This is a genomic window from Ructibacterium gallinarum, from assembly GCF_014982785.1.
GTDB classification, from domain to species: domain Bacteria; phylum Bacillota; class Clostridia; order Monoglobales; family Monoglobaceae; genus Ructibacterium; species Ructibacterium gallinarum.
Window position 1 is genome coordinate 84,748 of record NZ_JADCKB010000004.1, and the last position, 18,582, is coordinate 103,329.

The window sequence follows — 18,582 nt, forward strand, 5'->3', positions numbered from 1 at the left end:
TCCTTCATTCTGTTTCTATCATATCAAGCAATGCAATGGCTGCCGCCGCTTCTACCACAACAGCTGCCCTTGGCACAATGCAAGGGTCGTGTCTTCCATGAATCTCTATTTCAGCATTTTCCATGGTTTTCAAATTAACCGTCTGCTGTACCTGAGCAATAGACGGCGTGGGTTTTATCACTGTCCGGAACACTATCGGCATACCGTTTGTAATTCCACCATTAATACCAGCGTTGTGATTCGTTCGTGTTTGAATTTTTCCGTTTTGAATATAAAAAGCATCATTTGCTTCACTGCCGGTCATTTCTGCGAATCGAAAGCCCGCTCCAAATTCAATTCCCTTTACCGCAGGAACAGAATACACAATAGAAGCAATCCGACTTTCAACGGAGCCAAAAAACGGAGAACCAATTCCGGTTTTCAAGCCCACAACACCACATTCTAAAATTCCGCCGACAGAGTCTTTTTCCTGTTTTTTTTCTATAATACACTTCTGCATCTTTTCGCGAGTTTCTGCCTCCAAAACCGGGAATTCCAATCTTCCGAGACGCCTAAGTGTATCTGCATCCAGTTTCACAGGATCAAAGGCTTGGTCTCTGATTTTACCAATCTGTAAAATATGCGATCCAACCGTTATATCTTGTTTTGCCAAAATTTGCATGGCAACCGCTCCGGCAAAAACCAAAGGCGCCGTCACTCTGCCCGAAAAATGTCCACCGCCGCGATAATCGTGGGAAGCACCATACTTGGCAAAGCCAGTAAAATCAGCATGCCCCGGGCGCAGTAATTCAGGAGTATAATCTTTAGAACGTGTATTGGTGTTTAGAATCACTCCCGCAAGCGGTGTGCCGGTTGTTCTTCCATGAAAAAAACCAGATAAAATTTTCACCTCATCTGGTTCAAACCGGGATGTGGAAACTGCATTTCTTCCCGGTGCACGCCGGCGCATCTGTCTGGCAATCTCCTCCATATCCAGTTCTATGCCTGCAGGAATCCCATCTATGACAATTCCAATACCTTCACCATGGGATTCACCAAAAATACTAATTTTTAATTTTTCACCCCAAACATTCATACCGTTTCCTCCGTAATGACCTGAGAAAATTTTAACAACGTCTCTGGCCCATTTTGAAGCAGGTGCTGATATACTTCAAAGAAGTCAGGATACGATTTTTTCACCGATTCCTTCGCGCCAGTAATCTGAACTTCTCCTTCGCAACGACAGGCAGCCACAGCCAGCGCCATGGCAATACGGTGATCGCTCCATGCCGACACCGTCGTTCCATACAATACTTCTCTGCCTGTAATGATCAATTCGTCTGTTCCTTCGGTAATTTCCAGCCCCAGATGCTTTAATTCACTTGCAATGGCTGCCAGCCGATCGCTTTCCTTCATCCGAAGTCTGCCAGCACGCACGATTCTGCTTTCACCTGGGCAAAACGCACATACCACCGCTAAAACTGGAACCAAATCTGGTATCTCACGGGCATCAATCACCACGGAATGCATACAGTTGGTCCGCCGCGCCTGAATACTTCCGTCATCAAAAAATTCTATCTTAGCCCCTGCTTGCTTCAAAATTTCTATAATTGCCTTATCTCCCTGCAGACTATCTTTTTTTAGTCCATAACAGCGAATATCACAGCCCAAAGCCCCCGCCGAAAGGAAAAATGCCGCTTGGGAATAATCGCCTTCTACTGTATAATTCCTTGCTCCATAGCTTTGTTTTCCATGCACCAAAAAACGCCGATATCCTTCATTTTTTACTGCAATTCCAAAATCCTTCAGTACCGACAAAGTCAAATCCACATATGCTTTTGATTCCAATTCTGTTGTCAGCTGAATCTCGCTGTCCCCCTCCAGCAAAGGTAAAGCAAACAGCAATCCAGTAACAAACTGGGAACTCACATTTCCAGGCAACCGATAAATGCCGGGTTCCAGCTTTCCTTCTAATTCAATATGCTTCTCGGTCCAGCTACATTGAATTCCTTTTTGCGCAAATAAATCCATAAAAGGCTTCTGCGGCCGTTTCAACAGCCGGCCGCATCCAGTCAATCTTACCGGCCGGCCAAACAGCAAAGATACCGGCATCAAAAACCGAAGTGTCGATCCGCTTTCGCCGCAGGGAAGCACCAGCTTTTCCGACATCTTCCGTTTTTTCTCCGTAACAGTACAAAGCTGCATTTTTTTCTTATTGTATGTAAAACCTCCTCCGAGGGCTTTCATACACGCCAGGGTAGCCTCAATATCCTGTGACATAGCAATATTAGAAAGCACACACTGCTCCCCCGACAGAGCAGCGGCAATAATAGCACGATGTGCGGCGCTTTTCGATGGCGGCACAATCACTGTTCCCCGCAGCATTTTCGGTTCTATGCTGATTATGTCCATTTTGTCCTCCGTTCAAGCAAACCTTTATAATACCAGATCTGCTTTATTGATTTTTTGGATACAAGCTTGACCAATATCCCGCAATAAAATCAAATGCAGCTGATTTCCTTCTCCTTTTTTGTCCACAGAAACCGCTTCCTGCAAAACTGTCCTATCGACTGGCACCTCAGTCGGAAGATGATAGGTACGAAGAATTCTTTCCATTCTTTCCTTCGTCCCGCGGGGCGTAATTCCTATTTTTTCGCCATATCCGCAAGCCATCACCATTCCTACCGCAACTGCCTCACCATGGGTATATGTCTCAAAATGATACTGTTTTTCTATGGCATGGCCAAAGGTATGTCCAAAATTCAATATCATTCTCCCACCGGTATCCAGCTCATCTTCTTCTACCACTTTGCGTTTGATATCACAACAAGTATAAACGATTTTTTCAAATTTTGCAATCCATTCTTGTCGGTTTTTTATTTTTTCTAATTCTTCAAATAAAGCTGCATCCCGAATGGCGCCATATTTAATTACCTCTGCCATACCGTCAGACCATACCCTGTCCGACAGCGTATTTAATGTCAACGGATCCATTAACACCATTTTGGGCTGATAAAAAGCACCTACCAAATTTTTCCCTTGCGGAAGATCAATGGCCACCTTGCCGCCCACACTAGAATCCACCTGGGAAAGCAAAGTCGTTGGCATCTGAATGAACGGGATGCCCCGGAAAAGAGTAGCGGCCGCAAAACCTGTCAAATCACCTATCACGCCACCTCCCAAAGCAATTACCAGATCACTTCGGGTCATTTTAAAATTCAGCATCCTGTTATACAATTCAAAAAGCTGCTCTTCACATTTACTGCTTTCTCCCGCCGGAACAGTACAAACGTCCACCTCAAACCCCTGTGCCTGTAAGCTTCTTATCAGCTGTTTCCCGTAAAGTGGTTCCACATTGGTATCCGTCACCACAAATATTTTTTCACCTCTAAAAACACGCTGAACCTGCTGTCCGGCTCGGTCAAGCAAGCCTTCATCCATAATAATGTCATATTCCCGTCCGGGAATATTCACCTTAAGACTTTTCATATTTATCCCTCTTTTTCAAATATTCCTCAAGCATATCCGCTTTTGGCTCACACATCTGCATCTTCTTTTTATTGTTTCGCACCGTTGTAAAAATCGCTTTCAACTTTTCTTCATCTCTTTCTGCCACTGCTTGCCGAATCCGACACAAACTGTGAACCAATCGGTCAATTTCAGCCGCTGTATGCTCAGCATTTGCCAAAAACAATTCCGTCCAAAGCTCGGGGTTAATATCTGCAATCCTGGTACAGTCCCGAAAAGCGCCTGCGGTATACGCCCGGTTCATACCAGGATGATAATCAAGACAGAGGCCAGCTGCCGCAGCATGCATCAAATCACTGGTGTAAGCAATCACAGCATCATGCTCCTGCGGGGAAGCCACAGTTATTCTGGTTGCGCCAATATAATGCGCCATTTCATAAATCAAATGGATACTTTCCGCACGGGAGCGTGCTACAGGGGTAATAATAAAACCAGTCATCCAAAACAGCTCCGGTGATGCATTCTCAAAGCCGTCTACTTCCTTTCCTGCCATAGGATGTCCCCCTACATAATCTATATTTTCCGGAAGAATAGCACAAATACTTTTGGCTAGGCCTGTTTTAACGCCGCAAACTTCCGTAATCACCGCTCCCGGTTTCCAGCTGTTTTTACAATGTTCCACAAGCGCCGGAACTGATTCTGGATAGGTACAGAAAATAACCAAATCCGCGTTTTTTACTGCCTCTGCTGCATCTTCATATACTACCGAAACCGCCTTTTCTTTCAAGGCCGCTTCCCGCACCCTTGCATTTCGGTCGCAGCCTACAATTTCAGCCTTCCGAAATCCACGCAGAGCATATGCCATCGACCCACCAATAAGGCCAAGACCGATGACGGCTATTTTAAATTTCGCCAACCGTGCTACACCTCCAGACCTAAATTAGATCCAATTCCTTTCAGCTTCTGCATCAAATTTTTGAACTGACCGGGATTGAGCGACTGTGCGCCGTCGCACAATGCCTTTTCAGGACAATTATGCACTTCCACAATCAGTCCATCAGCCCCCACCGCCATAGCGGCAAGAGAAAGAGGCTCTACCATCCAGCTCATACCTGCAGAATGGGAAGGATCTACAATAACCGGAAGATGGCTCAACCGTTTCACTGCTGGAATAGCGCTTAAGTCCAGAGTATTTCTGGTGTACGTTTCAAAAGTCCGAATTCCACGCTCGCAAAGAATAACATTAGAATTGCCGCCTGCCAAGATATACTCTGCCGACATCAACCATTCTTCAATCGTAGAAGACAAGCCACGTTTCAGAAGAATCGGTTTGCTAGATTTCCCCAGTTCCTTTAGCAAATCGAAATTCTGCATATTTCTGGCGCCTACCTGAATGATATCCACACTTTCTTCAAAGGTTTCTACCATAGCAGGAGACATAATTTCTGTAACAATGGGAAGGCCGGTTTTTTCTTTTGCCTCTTTTAACAGGGCAATGCCCTCAAGCTCCAAGCCTTGGAAAGAGTACGGCGATGTACGCGGTTTAAACGCCCCGCCACGCAAAAGTTTTGCGCCGCTTTCTTTTACGCTCTCTGCCACCTCAATAATTTGTTCTTCACTCTCCACGGAACAAGGTCCGGCAATTACAGTAAAAGTCTTTTCTTTTCCAATTTCCGCATCACCCACACGCACTACCGTGCTATCAGGATGAAACTTTCTGCTGGCTTTTTTGAATGGTTCCGCAATCCGCATCACTCTATCAACATGGATATTAAGCATCAGTGTATCCGGGTCAATCCGGCTTGTATCGCCCAAAAGTCCCAGCACGGTACAGTCAACCCCCTTATTCACCATAACATCAAGTCCCATATCTTTGACATAAGATATCATCTTCTCGATATCACTTTCTGTTGTTCCTGGTTTCATAATTACTACCATTTTTATTACCTCCTGTTTTCAATGAAATTCATGGCACAAAAAATGGGCGGATTCCTCTGAACCCGCCCGTTTTTATACTGTGATAAAATGTTTGCTTGCCCTACGCAAGCACAGGCTCAAAGGATCTCTGAAATTTTCTGCAGCAAAAATAGCCGTAGCCATAAAAGCTAAAGCTAAAGTAAAAGAAATAATATTCAGCTGCTGCCAGTAAATTCATCAAACGATCCATTTTTCCTGCTTCCTTTTTAAACTCCGCATAATTCATGCCGGATATTTTCTCTGATTGCTGCGCCCCGTCAGGCACTGTTTTGCAAAACTTAATATTTATTATATCATATTTTTTTTAAAATGCAAGTATTTTTTTAATTTTTTCTTTCCATTTCCAAATTAATGCCGTTTTTATGCTGGAAATAATTTCTCGTTTCCTTAATCACCACACCGCTCAGCGCCGTTAAGGCAATCAGGTTTGGAAAGGCCATAAGCCCATTAAAGACATCTGCAATATTCCAAACCAACGAAACTGTCATATACGGTCCAATCAAAATCGCCAGCAAATAAATCCAGCGATAGACCGAAACTGCACGCCGGCTTCCTTCGGTCAAATATTCCAAACACCGTTCAGAATAATAATCCCATCCCAAAATCGTGGTAAAAGCAAAAAACACCAAACAAAGCATCAGAATCAAAGAGGCAATCTGCGGTGAAAACGGCAGTCCCTGCTGAAATGCAGCTGTTGTAACTGCTACGCCTTCTAAGCCCTGAATCTTCCACGCACCAGTCAACACAATGGATAATCCGGTCATAGTGCAAATAATAATTGTGTCAATAAAGGTTCCGGTCATAGATACCAGTCCTTGTCGCACCGGTTCTTTGGTTTTCGCTGCTGCTGCTGCAATGGGCGCCGAACCAAGTCCTGATTCATTGGAAAATATTCCTCGGGCAATTCCCTTTTGCATCGCAACCATCATACTTCCGACAATACCGCCGGTTACTGCTGCTGGATCAAATGCACCTTTTACCACCTGTATCACCGCACTTGGGATTTGCCGGTAATTCATTGCCAGCAAAAGAAGGCAAAACACCACATAGGTAATAGCCATAAACGGCACAATTACCTGCGTAACACTAGCAATACGTTTTAAACCACCAATAATAACCAGTGCAACGCAAACTGTCAGAAGCAATCCGGCTACCACAACATACCAGGAATACGCTTTACCAAAAATCGTAACCATATACATATCATTGGGATCAAAAAAGTTTTTAACCGCCGATGTGATACCGTTAATCTGCGTAAAAGTTCCAATGCTGAACAGGCCTACACAAACGCCAAAAAAAGCAAATAGCTTTGCCATCCACTTCCATTTTGTTCCCATCCCTTTTTCAATATAATAAAACGGTCCGCCCAAAACATGACCTTTTTCATCTACATTTCGGTATTTAATTGCCAGCACGCCTTCTGCATATTTGGTCGCCATACCAAAAAACGCAGCAATCCACATCCAAAAAAGTGCTCCAGGGCCTCCCGCACAGACTGCGGTTGCTACCCCAACAATATTCCCCGTCCCTATGGTTGCAGACAACGCCGTACAAAGCGCGCCAAAGCTGGTGACTTCACCGTCTCCGCCTTCTTCATTTTTCACCATAAATTTGAGGGCGCGTGGTAAGTGCCGGATCTGAAGCACACCGAGCCGTACCGTTAAATAAATACCGACTGCCAAAATAAACAAAATCAGAGGCAAACCCCAAACAATATCATTAATTTTCAACACAACACCATTAATGGCTTCCATCTTTTGTATCTTCCCTTCCCGGTTTACTCCAAACAGACCTGAAAAAAACGCAAATAAAAAGAAGCCATCAAAATGACTTCGGAGAAACCAGGATTGTCTCTGTCCTTTTGCCTGAGAGATTAACAGCATTTCTGCTGCCGTACACCTTCGGCGCCCTTTTTCAGGTACTCTCCAGAGTAAAATTTTAAATAACTAAAAAGAGTATAGCATACTCCCTCGGCTTTTGCAAGTGAAATCCGTAAAATCATCATTATGCACAAAACGCACCAGCCAAGCCGGTGCGTTAATCTATTTTCTCTATTTAACGAACACAAAAATATTTCTTAAGTACAGTAACTGCATCCTCAGCAATAAATAATTCACCGTATTCATTCAGTCGGCCAAGCATATACTGGCCATTTTTGACCCTAGAGCCAAATTCCGGCATTATTCTTCCCACAGACCAAATGACCTCCGGCGTTTCCGGCAAAAGGTATAAGTAAAACGTCTCGCTTAATTTATATAGTACGCTGCTTCCACAATAAAAGTCAGCCAGCACATCCGCCGCGGCGCAAACCGCTTCAAAGCTTTCAAATCGAAAAATATATTTTCTTCCGTTTTTACGCTGCGGATATTTTAATTCTGTTTTCTTCAGTCTGCCCTTATACCCACAGTTTCCAATTGCAGTTTGTAATTCCGCATCATTGCAAACCCGGGTAATCAACATTCCAAATCCCTCTTTTTCCGCTCCCGGAACGGCCTCAACAAACAATTTAGCTCCTTCCACGGAAAAATCCACATTTTTTTCCGCCAACCGAATCGCCGTCCAGAACATCTCCTGCACCTCCGGCGTATTTTCTGAAATATTCTTAAAAGAAATATTCCATTCCTTGGCTTCCTGATCATCAATTAATACTTTAATCTTGTTGTCACTAATTTTTTCTATTTTCACACGGTCTCCCCCTTTTTCACCCGACCGGATGATATTTGCTGCACCCTAAAGTCTCGACTTATACACTCATATGCGGGAAATCTCACATCTATACATTCATTATACTGAATTCCAAAAAGATTGCAATGCTAAATTACTGGAAATAAGAAATTGTAAATTCTTTGTAAAGCAAATATAACATTTTTAAAAACGACACTACCTACCACAAGGCAGCTTTTGAAAAGGGCTTGCTTTTTACATCAAAATCATGTATGATAAATATATGAATATACAAAATAATACACCAAATACCTTTCTTCCTGTTTCACAGCAGGATAAAAAAGACCGTGGCATTGAAATATTGGACTTTGTTTACGTCATCGGTGACGCTTATGTGGACCATCCCAGCTTTGGGCCGGCGATTATTTCCCGTGTTCTGGAACAAAAAGGCTATACCGTCGGGATTATTGCCCAACCAGATTGGCACAGCTGCAAAGATTTTCAGCGGCTGGGCCGGCCCCGGCTTGGTTTTTTGGTTTCTGCGGGAAACATTGATTCCATGGTGAATCATTATACTGCCGCAAAAAAACGCAGAAATACGGATCTGTATTCTCCCGGTGGAAAACCCGGCTGTCGCCCTGACCGCGCCACCATTGTTTACTGCAACCGCATCCGGGAAGCCTATGGCAAACATATTCCCATTATCATCGGCGGCATTGAAGCAAGTCTGCGCCGGTTCGCGCATTATGATTACTGGTCTGATCGTGTACGGCACAGTATTTTAATTGACAGCGGTGCGGATCTGTTGATTTTTGGTATGGGGGAACGCCCCATTGCAGAAACTGCTGAACTGCTTCAGGCAGGTACTGACATTAGAAATATTAAATCCATAGCTGGCACCATGTACTTAGAACGCGGCTGCGAACTGCTGCCACCTGATTGTATTCTATTGCCCGGTTATACGGAAATCTGTACAGATAAAGCAAGCTACGCGAAAGCTACCATGCTGCAGTATCAAGAGCAAGACGCTGTGCGCGGCAAACCTCTGGCACAGCTGGACCGGGATTTTTTTACCGTGCAAAATCCGCCTGCCCTTCCTCTTTCGACCGCAGAATTGGATGATGTCTATGCGCTGCCCTATGTCCGCAGGTGGCACCCCATGTATGAGACACAAGGCGGCATCCCGGCATTGGAAGAAGTAAAATTTTCTCTGACCTCCTGCCGCGGATGTTACGGTGGCTGCAACTTTTGTGCACTTACTTTTCATCAGGGTCGCACTGTAACCTCCAGAAGTCATGAATCCCTTTTGGCAGAAGCAGAGCTTCTGACCAAACAGCCTGATTTTAAGGGATACATTCATGATGTAGGTGGTCCTACCGCAAATTTTCGTGCCCCTGCCTGTGAAAAACAACTAAAATATGGCGTATGCAAAAACCGGCAATGTCTATTTCCTGATCCCTGTAAAAATCTAAAAATAGATCACAGTGATTATTTGTCACTTCTACGCAAGCTTAGAAAAGTAAAAGGTGTAAAAAAGGTATTTATTCGTTCCGGTATTCGTTACGATTATCTGATTTATGATTTAAATACTGCATTTCTGACAGAATTATGTAAATACCATATCAGCGGGCAACTGAAAGTTGCGCCGGAACATATCTCGGATCACGTGCTGAAATATATGGGCAAACCAGGGCAAAAAGTGTATCAGCGCTTTGAAGACGCATATATTAAAACAAACCAAAAATTAAGAAAAGAACAATACTTGGTACCATATTTAATGTCATCTCACCCAGGAAGCCGTCTTAAAGATGCCATTCTGCTGGCTGAATATCTGCGAGATCATCACTTAAATCCGGAACAGGTGCAGGATTTTTATCCAACACCTGGAAGCCTTTCAACATGTATGTATTATACTGGACTGGACCCCAGAACTATGAAGAAGGTCTATGTACCAAAAACCTATGAAGAAAAACAAATGCAGCGCGCATTGCTGCAATATAAACGCCCGGGAAACTACACCTTGGTTTACCAGGCGCTGATAAAGGCAAAACGGCCCGACCTGATTGGTTCCGGCCCTCAATGCCTAATACCAAACAAAAAGAAAAAAGGAGAATTTCATTATGGCAAAACTGCTGAGCGGAAAACTGGTGTCCGCAAGAGTCAAAGAAGAACTGAAAACCGAGGCAGCACAGCTGACGGCCGCCGGAACTCAACCGGGCCTGGCCGTCGTCATCGTGGGTGATGACCCTGCCTCAAAGGTTTATGTGGCAAACAAAGAAAAGGCATGTGCAGAACTTAATTTTTATTCTGAAAAACATGCGCTTCCTGCAGATACCACGGAAGCTGAACTGTTACAGTTGATCGACCATCTAAATCACGATCCTAAAATTCACGGCATTTTAGTACAACTTCCTTTGCCACCCCATCTTGATGACAAAATAATTATTAACCATATACTTCCCGAAAAAGATGTAGATGCTTTCCATCCTGTCAATGTTGGGAAAATCATGATAGGAGATTTTGATTTTGTACCGTGCACCCCAGCAGGAATTATGGAACTCATTAAAGAAAGCGGTGTTACTGTCACCGGTAAAGAATGTGTTGTCATCGGCCGCAGTAATATTGTAGGAAAGCCCATGTCTATGCTGCTTCTGCATCAAAATGGAACGGTCACAATTTGCCATTCCAAAACACAGAACCTGAAAGAAGTGACCCGCCGCGCTGATATTCTGGTGGCTGCAGTAGGAATTCCCAAATTTGTAACTGCTGATATGGTGAAACCCGGCGCGGTAGTCATTGATGTAGGTATGGACAGGGATGAAAATGGAAAACTATGCGGCGATGTGGACTTTGCAGGTGTAGAACCGATTGCCGGCGCAATTACTCCGGTTCCCGGCGGCGTCGGTCCCATGACTATTGCCATGCTGATGAGAAATACATTAACGGCAGCAAAACGCGCTCATCAAAAACAGATATGAATAAATCTTATAATCTATGTCTATAACAACACAGGCCTCTTTTGCTAAGCAAAAGAGGCCTGTGTTGTTATATAAAGCTTTTATGAGAAACAAACATTTGACAATATCATAGATGATTATTTTCTCTAGATTCATAATAATACTGCCAATTCGTATCTACCCAAAAGCGCTTAACCCGAATGCCAAATACACGATCCAGGCATCCGCTTTCAAACACGGCCTGCGGATCACCTGCTTGCACAATCCGTCCATCTTGCATCACTGCAATGCAATCCGCCGTCCGAAGCGCCATAGCCAAATCATGTAGAACCATCACCACCGCTTTACCGGCTGCCGCCAACGCCGATGCCTGTTCCATCGTCTGAAGCTGATACGCCGCGTCCAGATAGGTAGTAGGCTCATCCATAAAAATCACCGGCGTATCCTGTGCAAGCGCCATTGCAATGTATACCTTCTGCCGCGTACCACCAGACAACGTCTGCATAGAACGTCCTTCCAAATCTGCAATTCCCATCTGTTCCATTGCATGTCTGGCAATAAGCACATCCTCTCTCCGATACTTTCTGGGATATGCCAAATACGGAAACCTTCCGTGAAGCACCATGCGCAGTGCCATAATATCCGGCACCGGTTTACTCTGTGCCAGATATGCAATTTTACACGCCCTTTCCCGTGCAGTAAAAGCATCTACATTCTGTCCGTCTATCAAAATTTTTCCTTCCGTATGAGGATGAATTCCAGCCATCACTCTAAGCAAAGTGGATTTCCCACATCCATTAGGGCCAGTTAGTACTGTAATTTTTCCCGATTCCGCCGTAAAATTCAGGCAGTTTAATACTTGATTTTCAAAATACCCGGCAGAAAGGTTTCTTGCTTCAATCATGAAAAAGTCCTCTCTTTCCGCCTTTTGAAAAGCAAAAATATAAAAAATGGGCCACCCAGCACCGACATTAAAATTCCCACCGGCAATTCGTACGGTACAAAAACCAGCCGTGCCGCAAGATCACATAAGGTAACAAATCCCGCGCCGCCAATCATACACAAAGGCAAAAGGAACCGGCTTTCGCCCCCCACCAGCCGGCGGGCGGCATGCGGGACCAACAATCCCACAAAGCCCAAAAGCCCCGCAAAGCTAACACTTGCACCTGCCAACATGGCCGCCAAAACCAAAAACACTGTCCGAGTACGCCCAACCTGCATGCCAAGCCCACGGGCGGTTTCTTCTCCTAACATTAAAACATCCAGCTCGTTACACAATGTCAAAACAACTGCCAGCGCCATCAAAATCAAAATTCCAGCTGGAATCAACCGCGTATACGCCACCGCAGAAAAACCGCCTACCCGAAAATCAGCACTGAGCAGACCAGCATCGGGAATCAAATTGGTGATTCCCTCTGCTATCGCAGTTAAAAAACTATTGACTGCCACACCTCCCAAAATTACTGTTGTGCGTGACGCCCCCGTTTTCTGTGCCGCAAAAACTACCAAACAAACGGCCAGCAATGCGCCACCAAAAGCAGAAACCGCAATGATCCAGCCTGAAATGGCGCCAGCGGCACAGCAAATAGTAACAGCCAGTCCTGCACCTGCGTTAACACCAATAATACTAGGAGATGCCAGTTGATTGGATAACACCCCCTGAATGACGGCACCGGCCGCCGCCAACGCCGCGCCGGAAAGCAGACAGGCCATGGTTCTAGGCAGTCTTACATACCAAAAGATCCGACCAGGCACACTATTCATACCATTGCTCAAAGCCTGACACAATTCGGTCAAAGAAAGCCGCGCCGCTCCCAGCATCAAACTCAGGACCGCAGATAAAAGACAAAAAAACGCTGTTCCTGCAAACACATACCATTTTTTTCTACTCATTTTCTAAAATATCCTCTACCATTTGATAAGCTTCTCCCCAGCGATGATTCGGCTTTACACCAAACAGCTCTTTATCCAAATAAAAAACCTTACCATTTTTTACCGCGGAAAGCTCCTTCCATGCCGGATTTTCCGCAAAAAACTGTTCAATATTTGCCTGAGTCCCCTCAGTATTGTCACCCTGCTGCACAAAGAAAATATAGTCGGGATCCGCCTGTAAAATATGCTCCATGCTCAAATTTTCAAGCAGAGAATCATCACTGTCCGCAATATTATTGCATCCCAAATGTTTCAACATTTCTCCTAGCACGTTGCCTTCGCTGTTTTTGGCCCGGATACTGGCCGCAGAGGCCCGCAACGACAACACATTCGGCAAACCGCTTTTTTGCACTCTCTCCTGGCTTCTCTGCACCGCCCGATCAATTTCTGTCTGCACATCAGTTCCATATTTCTGATACAAGTCCGGTCTTCCGGTAATATCCGTACAAACCGAAAGCAAACGCAAATATCCGTCAAAATCCGCTACATCAAAGTAAGCAGTAGGAATTCCAGTACTCTCCAAAGTATCCCGCCACTCAATATGCTGCCGGGTATTGGTACTGGCAATAATAAAATCTGGATTTAATGCAAGAAGTTTTTCTAAACTGAGATTCTTGGTGTTTCCCAGGTTGACCGCATCCTCCGGCATAGACAGATGAAAATCATTCCATGCATCATCCGCAGAAGCCGCGACCGTTCCTCCTGCCAACATCCAAACCTGAGCAAAGCTTCCCAACAATGCCGCTGTACGCTCCGGCGTATCTACAGTAACACTCCTGCCCAAATCATCCGTAAAGGTCACTGCAGTCTGCGAGGCGAGTTCCGGTTCCTGCTGTCCGCCACTGCATCCGGGCAGAATCATCACCATCATCAGTAAAGCATATATAAACTTGTTCTTCATCATACCTTCTCCATCTCGCACCATTGCGGTAGAAATTGCTTAACAAGAAGCGCCGCCCTTCACCGTCTTTTTCAGTACTGCCTCTTTGTTTACCTCAGAATGTAAAAGCTTGTCCTCTACATAGTTAAATCCCAAACGGGCAATCGTATCTGCAAACCGCTCTCCCGAAAGACCCTCGTCACGGAATAACAGAATTGCTTTCTCTACCACATCAAACACCTCTTCTTCTGTGGTAAAAATTTTACTCAGTGGTCTGCCATTTGCTATTTTCTTACCCCAGCGTCCACCAATATATACTTTATATCCATCTTTAAATTCCTCCAAGGCGCCAAAAGGACAACGCTCCTTACAGCGGCCGCAGTGATTACATATCTGCGGATCAATAAAGATCTTACCGTCCTGCATTTTGGCCGCATGGATCGGACAATTCTGCTCTACCTGGCATTTGGCACAGCCGCGGCATTTACTGTAATTAACCATAGGAATCCGCTGTCCCACGATTCCCAAATCATTGAGATCCGGCTTAACACAGTTATTAGGACAGCCTCCAACAGCAATTTTAAACTTATGAGGCAAAGTAACCCCATGATACCCCAGATAAAACCGTTCGTGCAGTTTTTCGCTCAAATCAAACGAGTCGAGAAGCCCATACTGACAGGTAGTACCCTTACAGGACACTACAGGGCGAACCAAAGACCCTGTTCCGCCAGTATCCAAGCCCCGCTCTTTTAAATATGACAAAAGCTCCGGAATATCATCATAATGCACCCCTTGAATTTCTAATGTCAGCCGGGTAGTCATGGTAACTGCCCCGCTTCCAAACCTTTCTGCCGCCTCAGCAATATCCCTTTGCTCCTGTGCCGTTATTTTTCCGTTGCGGGTAATGACACGAACATTAAATACATCTGGATACCGTTTGTCCTGCAAACAGCCAAGGCCTTTCACCCTTTTGATTTCCTCAGGCGTCAACTTTCCACCCGCCGAGGGCACTTTTACACGGTTAACGGTAATTCCACCTTCCAACACTCGGGTATTGGTATAGCCAAAAGCCTTCAGCCGGTTCTGGAGGAAGTATCCCCGTTTTCCTCTCGCACAAACCAGCATCAGCTTATCTTCAAGGTTCAGTCCCTCTACCGGTCCATTCACCTTTCCTAAATCCACCCATTTAGCACCGGGAATTCCCGGCTGAGGCAAAACATCAATTACCTGATATCCTTTTGCGGCTCCTGCAGCATATTCTGCCGGAGTAAAGGTTTCAAATGCACCTGACATCTTGTTTTCCAAAATATAGCATGCTTGAACAAAAGGATGGATTGCCGTAGAAAATGGCGGCGCATACGCAAAATCCAGCGTATCAAAATCATCAACTTTTGCATTTAAGGCAATGCCGGTCACTGCAATATCTACCATTTTATCCACTTCTCCAGCACCAACTACCTGGATGCCCAAAATCTTCCGACTTTGACGATCGGCCACCAGCTTGGTCACAAAGGAGGATGCGTCCGGATAATAATGGGCTTTATCATCTGAAACACAGGTGACCGATACGGCATCAAAGCCCGCCGTCTTGGCCTGTTCTTCCGTCAACCCAGTTCTTCCGGCATTCAGGTCCTTTGCCATTCGCACCACACCAGTTCCCATACATCCGCCGTATTCCGCCTTTTCTCCGGTCAAATTCTTTGCCAAACAACGGCCGGTGATATTTGCAGTGGATCCCATGGCTGACCACTGTCCCTTGCCTGTGATTCGGTTATATACCTGTGCGCAATCACCCACCGCATAGATATCCTCCACATTGGTCTTTTGATATTTGTCTACCAGAATGGTACCTCTATCCATAGCAATTCCTGTGTCTTCCAAAAATTCAGTTGCAGGACGAACTCCAAGAGCCAATATTACTACATCACAATTAATACTGCTCACACTGGTACGAATCCCTGATGCCCTTTGCTCCCCTACAATTTCTTCCAGTGCCGCACCAGTCACGATCCGTAGACCTCTTTCCTGCAGTTGACGTCGGATATAATCAGCCATTTCCACATCAAACAAATTGGGCATCACCTGATCGGCCATATCTACCACTGTGACCTGCAGTCCCTGCGCCATCAGGTTTTCCGCAATCTCCAATCCGATAAATCCTGCACCTGCTACCACTGCACTACGGCAGCTATTCTCTTTGATATATTCCCGCAACCCCACAGCATCTGAAGGAGTCCGCATGGTAAATACACCCTCAAGCCCAGCTCCCGTTATTTTAGGCACAACAGCATCTGCCCCCACAGCAAGAATTAACTGATCATACTTTTCGGTTTCTTCTGCACCATTTTTCAAATTATGAAAAGTCACCGTTTTTGTATTAGGCTCCACCTTGACCGCTTCCATTCCTGTCCGCACCACAGCTCCTGTCAGAGCAGTAAATTTTTCAGGAGAATTCACAATCAATTCTTCTCTTGACGCGATTTCGCCACCCACATAATAAGGAAGGCCACAGCCTGCATAGGAAATATCACTACTTTTGGTATAAACGGTCACATTCAGATTTCTATCCTGCCGTTTCAGTTTAGCTGCGGCTTTGGTTCCAGCTGCCACGCCGCCGATAATCATTATGTTCATCACTTTCAGGCTCCTTTTCCAAAGTATTTTTTTCATTATATCATAGCTGTCGTTTAAAATCAATTGATTCTCTCCGCTTTTTTCCATGTTTTTTATGACAAAAAGCTCCGGAAGTACATACATACTTCCAGAGCTATCCATTAAAAATCCAACCGGTAAAGGCAAAAAATCACAGGAATATTTTTTGTCTTCCACTGCTCCCCATAAGAATAGTAATACCGCATGGAAAGCTTTCGCAGTACTGCACCACTGCGGAGATTTTTCTCATCATGGGTAGCAGTAACAAAAGGATAGCCCGCATGTCGAGCCCGCTCCAGCACCGCACCTGCCGCCTCCGTCATAATTCCCTGATTCCAGTATTCCTTTTTCAGCCCATAACCCAGATCGTGCCGGGCATCACCGCTTAGTCCCACATAACCGATAGGCATATTATTTCCCCGCAAACACACCGCATACCGATATGCCGAGGGCATAGCATCATAATCAAAATACTGGTTCTGAATTTGTTTTTGTGCCGCCTCCAGCGTTTCTGCCGGAAACCAGGGCAAAAACTGATTCATCTCTGAATCTTTCATAATATTCCAAAATGCCTCGGTATCTCCAGCAGTAAACCTACGCAGGAGGAGACGGGGAGTCCGCAGCACTGGCGAATTTTCCGCGGTAATTCCCAACGGTAATTTCCATACCGAAAACGGTTCTTTTTCCATCCGGTAATTCTTAAGTGCCACACCTTTTCTGATTACTGTATTTTCCTTAATCACCCTGTAACCCATTTTCTCAAAAAACGGCCGGGCAGTGACAGACGCATAAGTGATAAATCTTGCTGCGGCGGTTCTCCATTCCAACTCCTGCGTCAATGCACGAGCAACACCTTTTCTCTGATGCCGCCAACTCACATACAGTCGATCCAAATAACCGGTTTCATCCATATCCGCAAAACCAGCGATTTCTCCATTTATTTCTGCAATCAATGTACATCTTTCAAGAAATTCCCGGTTCCACTTCTCTAAATCCACCGTTCCATCTGCCCAAGCATCCAATTGCTGCGAAGAATAGTCCCTGTCGCACACCCGATGCACTGTTTCATAAAAAAGCGATCCCAACTCCGGACAATCCTCCGTCCGATATTCCCTAATCCACATATCTATCACCTGCTAATACGACAAACTGCTTCCGCCGATAAATTCTCTTAGAAGTGCATCTTCTGGGATGAAATGATCCGAAATAGGCATAAGTTCTTTCATTGCTTTCACAATATCCCGTACATCGGCATACTTGGGTGCAAGCTGAGAAAGCTGTTCGTAAAAACACTGTCGATAAAATGCCGGTTCGTAGGGGATAAAGGTATCAATATGGATCTCGGCCCGGTTTTTAAATGGCAGAATATACCGGTTCTCTCCACGCTGTACGCTGGGGAACATTACAATCGTATTTTCTGCAGACCGATGCCGGAACAAATTGTCCCGCAGCATCCGCCGCATTAGCCTAAGTTTGCATGGATGCAGCCGTTCCCCATCCGAAGCTGTTACCCGGGTCCGAACGCTGACATAAAGCCGGTGAGAATAGGCATCTGTGTTTCCCAGCACCTCCGGATTTAAAGCGTGGATTCCTTCCACAATGACAAAACCTCCATTGCGGGAAAGTCTTTTTCCAGAACCTTTTCGGGTATTTGTCAGGAAATCATAGGTCGGTACCTCGATTTCTCCGCCTTCAATCAAAGTCTTTAATTCACGGTTCAAAAGTGCAGCGTCCACCCGTTCGGGGGATTCCAAGTCAATTTTGTTCTGCTGCTTTAAAAGCCGCTGTTCCTCAGTAAAAGTTTTAAAAAACTTATCCATAGAGAGATAGCAAACCGGAATTCCCCGTTTTTTTATGGCAGTAAACAGCTTTATAGCCGTTGTGGTTTTGCCACTGCCTGACGGGCCAGAGATCAGAATAAGTGGACGTTCTTCACCGCCATTACCCGTGATTTCCTCTGCTGCGCAGTCGATTTTCGCATTAAATTCGGCTTCGCTTTCGATCACAAATGCCGCTGGATCCTCCTGAATCCTATTGTTAATCATACTTGTTCTCATCATCATAATATCAACC

At 45.1% G+C, this 18,582-nt stretch carries 15 protein-coding genes and 1 riboswitch; of the genes, 2 read left to right on the forward strand and 13 right to left on the reverse strand.

What is annotated here, in order from left to right:
• Positions 1–4: 4 nt before the first annotated feature.
• The 7 genes from aroC to INF28_RS03130 form a co-directional block, all read right to left on the reverse strand.
• Positions 5–1,075, reverse strand: coding sequence for a chorismate synthase (gene aroC, locus INF28_RS03100; protein ID WP_226392008.1), 1,071 nt, complete (start codon positions 1,073–1,075; stop codon positions 5–7).
• Complete coding sequence (aroA, locus tag INF28_RS03105) at positions 1,072–2,391, reverse strand: 3-phosphoshikimate 1-carboxyvinyltransferase (protein WP_226392009.1); 1,320 nt, start codon at positions 2,389–2,391, stop codon at positions 1,072–1,074. Before aroA ends, aroC begins: the two co-directional genes overlap by 4 nt.
• Before the next feature lie 24 nt (positions 2,392–2,415).
• A complete protein-coding gene (gene aroB, locus INF28_RS03110) occupies positions 2,416–3,468 on the reverse strand; it encodes a 3-dehydroquinate synthase (protein WP_226392010.1) in 1,053 nt (350 codons plus the stop codon).
• Complete coding sequence (locus tag INF28_RS03115) at positions 3,455–4,363, reverse strand: prephenate dehydrogenase (RefSeq protein ID WP_226392011.1); 909 nt, start codon at positions 4,361–4,363, stop codon at positions 3,455–3,457. Before INF28_RS03115 ends, aroB begins: the two co-directional genes overlap by 14 nt.
• A 5-nt stretch (positions 4,364–4,368) precedes the next feature.
• Positions 4,369–5,385 carry a 3-deoxy-7-phosphoheptulonate synthase gene (gene aroF / locus INF28_RS03120; RefSeq protein WP_226392012.1) on the reverse strand — a complete coding sequence of 339 codons (1,017 nt, stop codon included), beginning with the start codon at positions 5,383–5,385 and terminating at the stop codon, positions 4,369–4,371.
• A 362-nt stretch (positions 5,386–5,747) separates the two neighbouring features.
• A complete protein-coding gene (locus INF28_RS03125; RefSeq protein ID WP_226392042.1) occupies positions 5,748–7,178 on the reverse strand; it encodes an alanine/glycine:cation symporter family protein in 1,431 nt (476 codons plus the stop codon).
• A gap of 89 nt (positions 7,179–7,267) precedes the next feature.
• Positions 7,268–7,363, reverse strand: a riboswitch (glycine riboswitch).
• Positions 7,364–7,479: 116 nt separating this feature from the next.
• Positions 7,480–8,109: an adaptor protein MecA gene (locus tag INF28_RS03130; protein WP_226392013.1), complete on the reverse strand. Its 630-nt coding sequence runs from the start codon at positions 8,107–8,109 to the stop codon at positions 7,480–7,482.
• A gap of 247 nt (positions 8,110–8,356) precedes the next feature.
• On the opposite strand from INF28_RS03130, the gene INF28_RS03135 reads away from it, so the two are divergent.
• Positions 8,357–10,330 carry a YgiQ family radical SAM protein gene (locus tag INF28_RS03135; RefSeq protein WP_226392014.1) on the forward strand — a complete coding sequence of 658 codons (1,974 nt, stop codon included), beginning with the start codon at positions 8,357–8,359 and terminating at the stop codon, positions 10,328–10,330.
• Positions 10,218–11,066 (forward strand): bifunctional methylenetetrahydrofolate dehydrogenase/methenyltetrahydrofolate cyclohydrolase FolD, encoded by an 849-nt coding sequence (gene folD, locus INF28_RS03140; protein WP_226392043.1) that lies wholly within the window; start codon positions 10,218–10,220, stop codon positions 11,064–11,066. Before INF28_RS03135 ends, folD begins: the two co-directional genes overlap by 113 nt.
• A 106-nt stretch (positions 11,067–11,172) precedes the next feature.
• Here the strand turns inward: folD and INF28_RS03145 are convergent, their stop codons facing one another.
• Genes INF28_RS03145 through INF28_RS03175 form a run of 6 tightly spaced genes read right to left on the reverse strand, consistent with a single transcriptional unit; the run spans position 11,173 to position 18,572 of the window.
• The gene (locus INF28_RS03145; RefSeq protein ID WP_226392015.1) at positions 11,173–11,949 is read right to left on the reverse strand and encodes an ABC transporter ATP-binding protein; all 777 of its coding nucleotides are present in this window, start codon (positions 11,947–11,949) and stop codon (positions 11,173–11,175) included.
• Positions 11,946–12,938, reverse strand: coding sequence for a FecCD family ABC transporter permease (locus INF28_RS03150; protein WP_226392016.1), 993 nt, complete (start codon positions 12,936–12,938; stop codon positions 11,946–11,948). Before INF28_RS03150 ends, INF28_RS03145 begins: the two co-directional genes overlap by 4 nt.
• Complete coding sequence (locus tag INF28_RS03155; protein ID WP_226392017.1) at positions 12,931–13,881, reverse strand: ABC transporter substrate-binding protein; 951 nt, start codon at positions 13,879–13,881, stop codon at positions 12,931–12,933. The genes INF28_RS03150 and INF28_RS03155 overlap by 8 nt, the downstream gene beginning before the upstream one ends.
• 36 nt (positions 13,882–13,917) lie before the next feature.
• Positions 13,918–16,578 carry an FAD-dependent oxidoreductase gene (locus INF28_RS03160; protein ID WP_404815132.1) on the reverse strand — a complete coding sequence of 887 codons (2,661 nt, stop codon included), beginning with the start codon at positions 16,576–16,578 and terminating at the stop codon, positions 13,918–13,920.
• 53 nt (positions 16,579–16,631) lie between these two features.
• A complete protein-coding gene (locus INF28_RS12980) occupies positions 16,632–17,633 on the reverse strand; it encodes a GNAT family N-acetyltransferase (RefSeq protein WP_318961706.1) in 1,002 nt (333 codons plus the stop codon).
• A 12-nt stretch (positions 17,634–17,645) separates the two neighbouring features.
• Complete coding sequence (locus INF28_RS03175) at positions 17,646–18,572, reverse strand: uridine kinase family protein (protein WP_226392018.1); 927 nt, start codon at positions 18,570–18,572, stop codon at positions 17,646–17,648.
• Between the last annotated feature and the right edge of the window lie 10 nt (positions 18,573–18,582).

Excerpts from the sequence above, each read along its gene's own strand:
- aroC (WP_226392008.1), bottom strand. The coding sequence starts at position 1,075 with ATGAATGTTTGGGGTGAAAAATTAAAAATTAGTATTTTTGGTGAATCC.
- aroA (WP_226392009.1), bottom strand. The coding sequence starts at position 2,391 with ATGGACATAATCAGCATAGAACCGAAAATGCTGCGGGGAACAGTGATT.
- aroB (WP_226392010.1), bottom strand. The coding sequence starts at position 3,468 with ATGAAAAGTCTTAAGGTGAATATTCCCGGACGGGAATATGACATTATT.
- aroF (WP_226392012.1), bottom strand. The coding sequence starts at position 5,385 with ATGGTAGTAATTATGAAACCAGGAACAACAGAAAGTGATATCGAGAAG.
- INF28_RS03125 (WP_226392042.1), bottom strand. The coding sequence starts at position 7,178 with ATGGAAGCCATTAATGGTGTTGTGTTGAAAATTAATGATATTGTTTGG.
- INF28_RS03135 (WP_226392014.1), top strand. The coding sequence starts at position 8,357 with ATGTATGATAAATATATGAATATACAAAATAATACACCAAATACCTTT.
- INF28_RS03145 (WP_226392015.1), bottom strand. The coding sequence starts at position 11,949 with ATGATTGAAGCAAGAAACCTTTCTGCCGGGTATTTTGAAAATCAAGTA.
- INF28_RS03150 (WP_226392016.1), bottom strand. The coding sequence starts at position 12,938 with ATGAGTAGAAAAAAATGGTATGTGTTTGCAGGAACAGCGTTTTTTTGT.
- INF28_RS03155 (WP_226392017.1), bottom strand. The coding sequence starts at position 13,881 with ATGATGAAGAACAAGTTTATATATGCTTTACTGATGATGGTGATGATT.
- INF28_RS03160 (WP_404815132.1), bottom strand. The coding sequence starts at position 16,578 with ATGGAAAAAAGCGGAGAGAATCAATTGATTTTAAACGACAGCTATGAT.
- INF28_RS12980 (WP_318961706.1), bottom strand. The coding sequence starts at position 17,633 with ATGTGGATTAGGGAATATCGGACGGAGGATTGTCCGGAGTTGGGATCG.
- INF28_RS03175 (WP_226392018.1), bottom strand. The coding sequence starts at position 18,572 with ATGATGATGAGAACAAGTATGATTAACAATAGGATTCAGGAGGATCCA.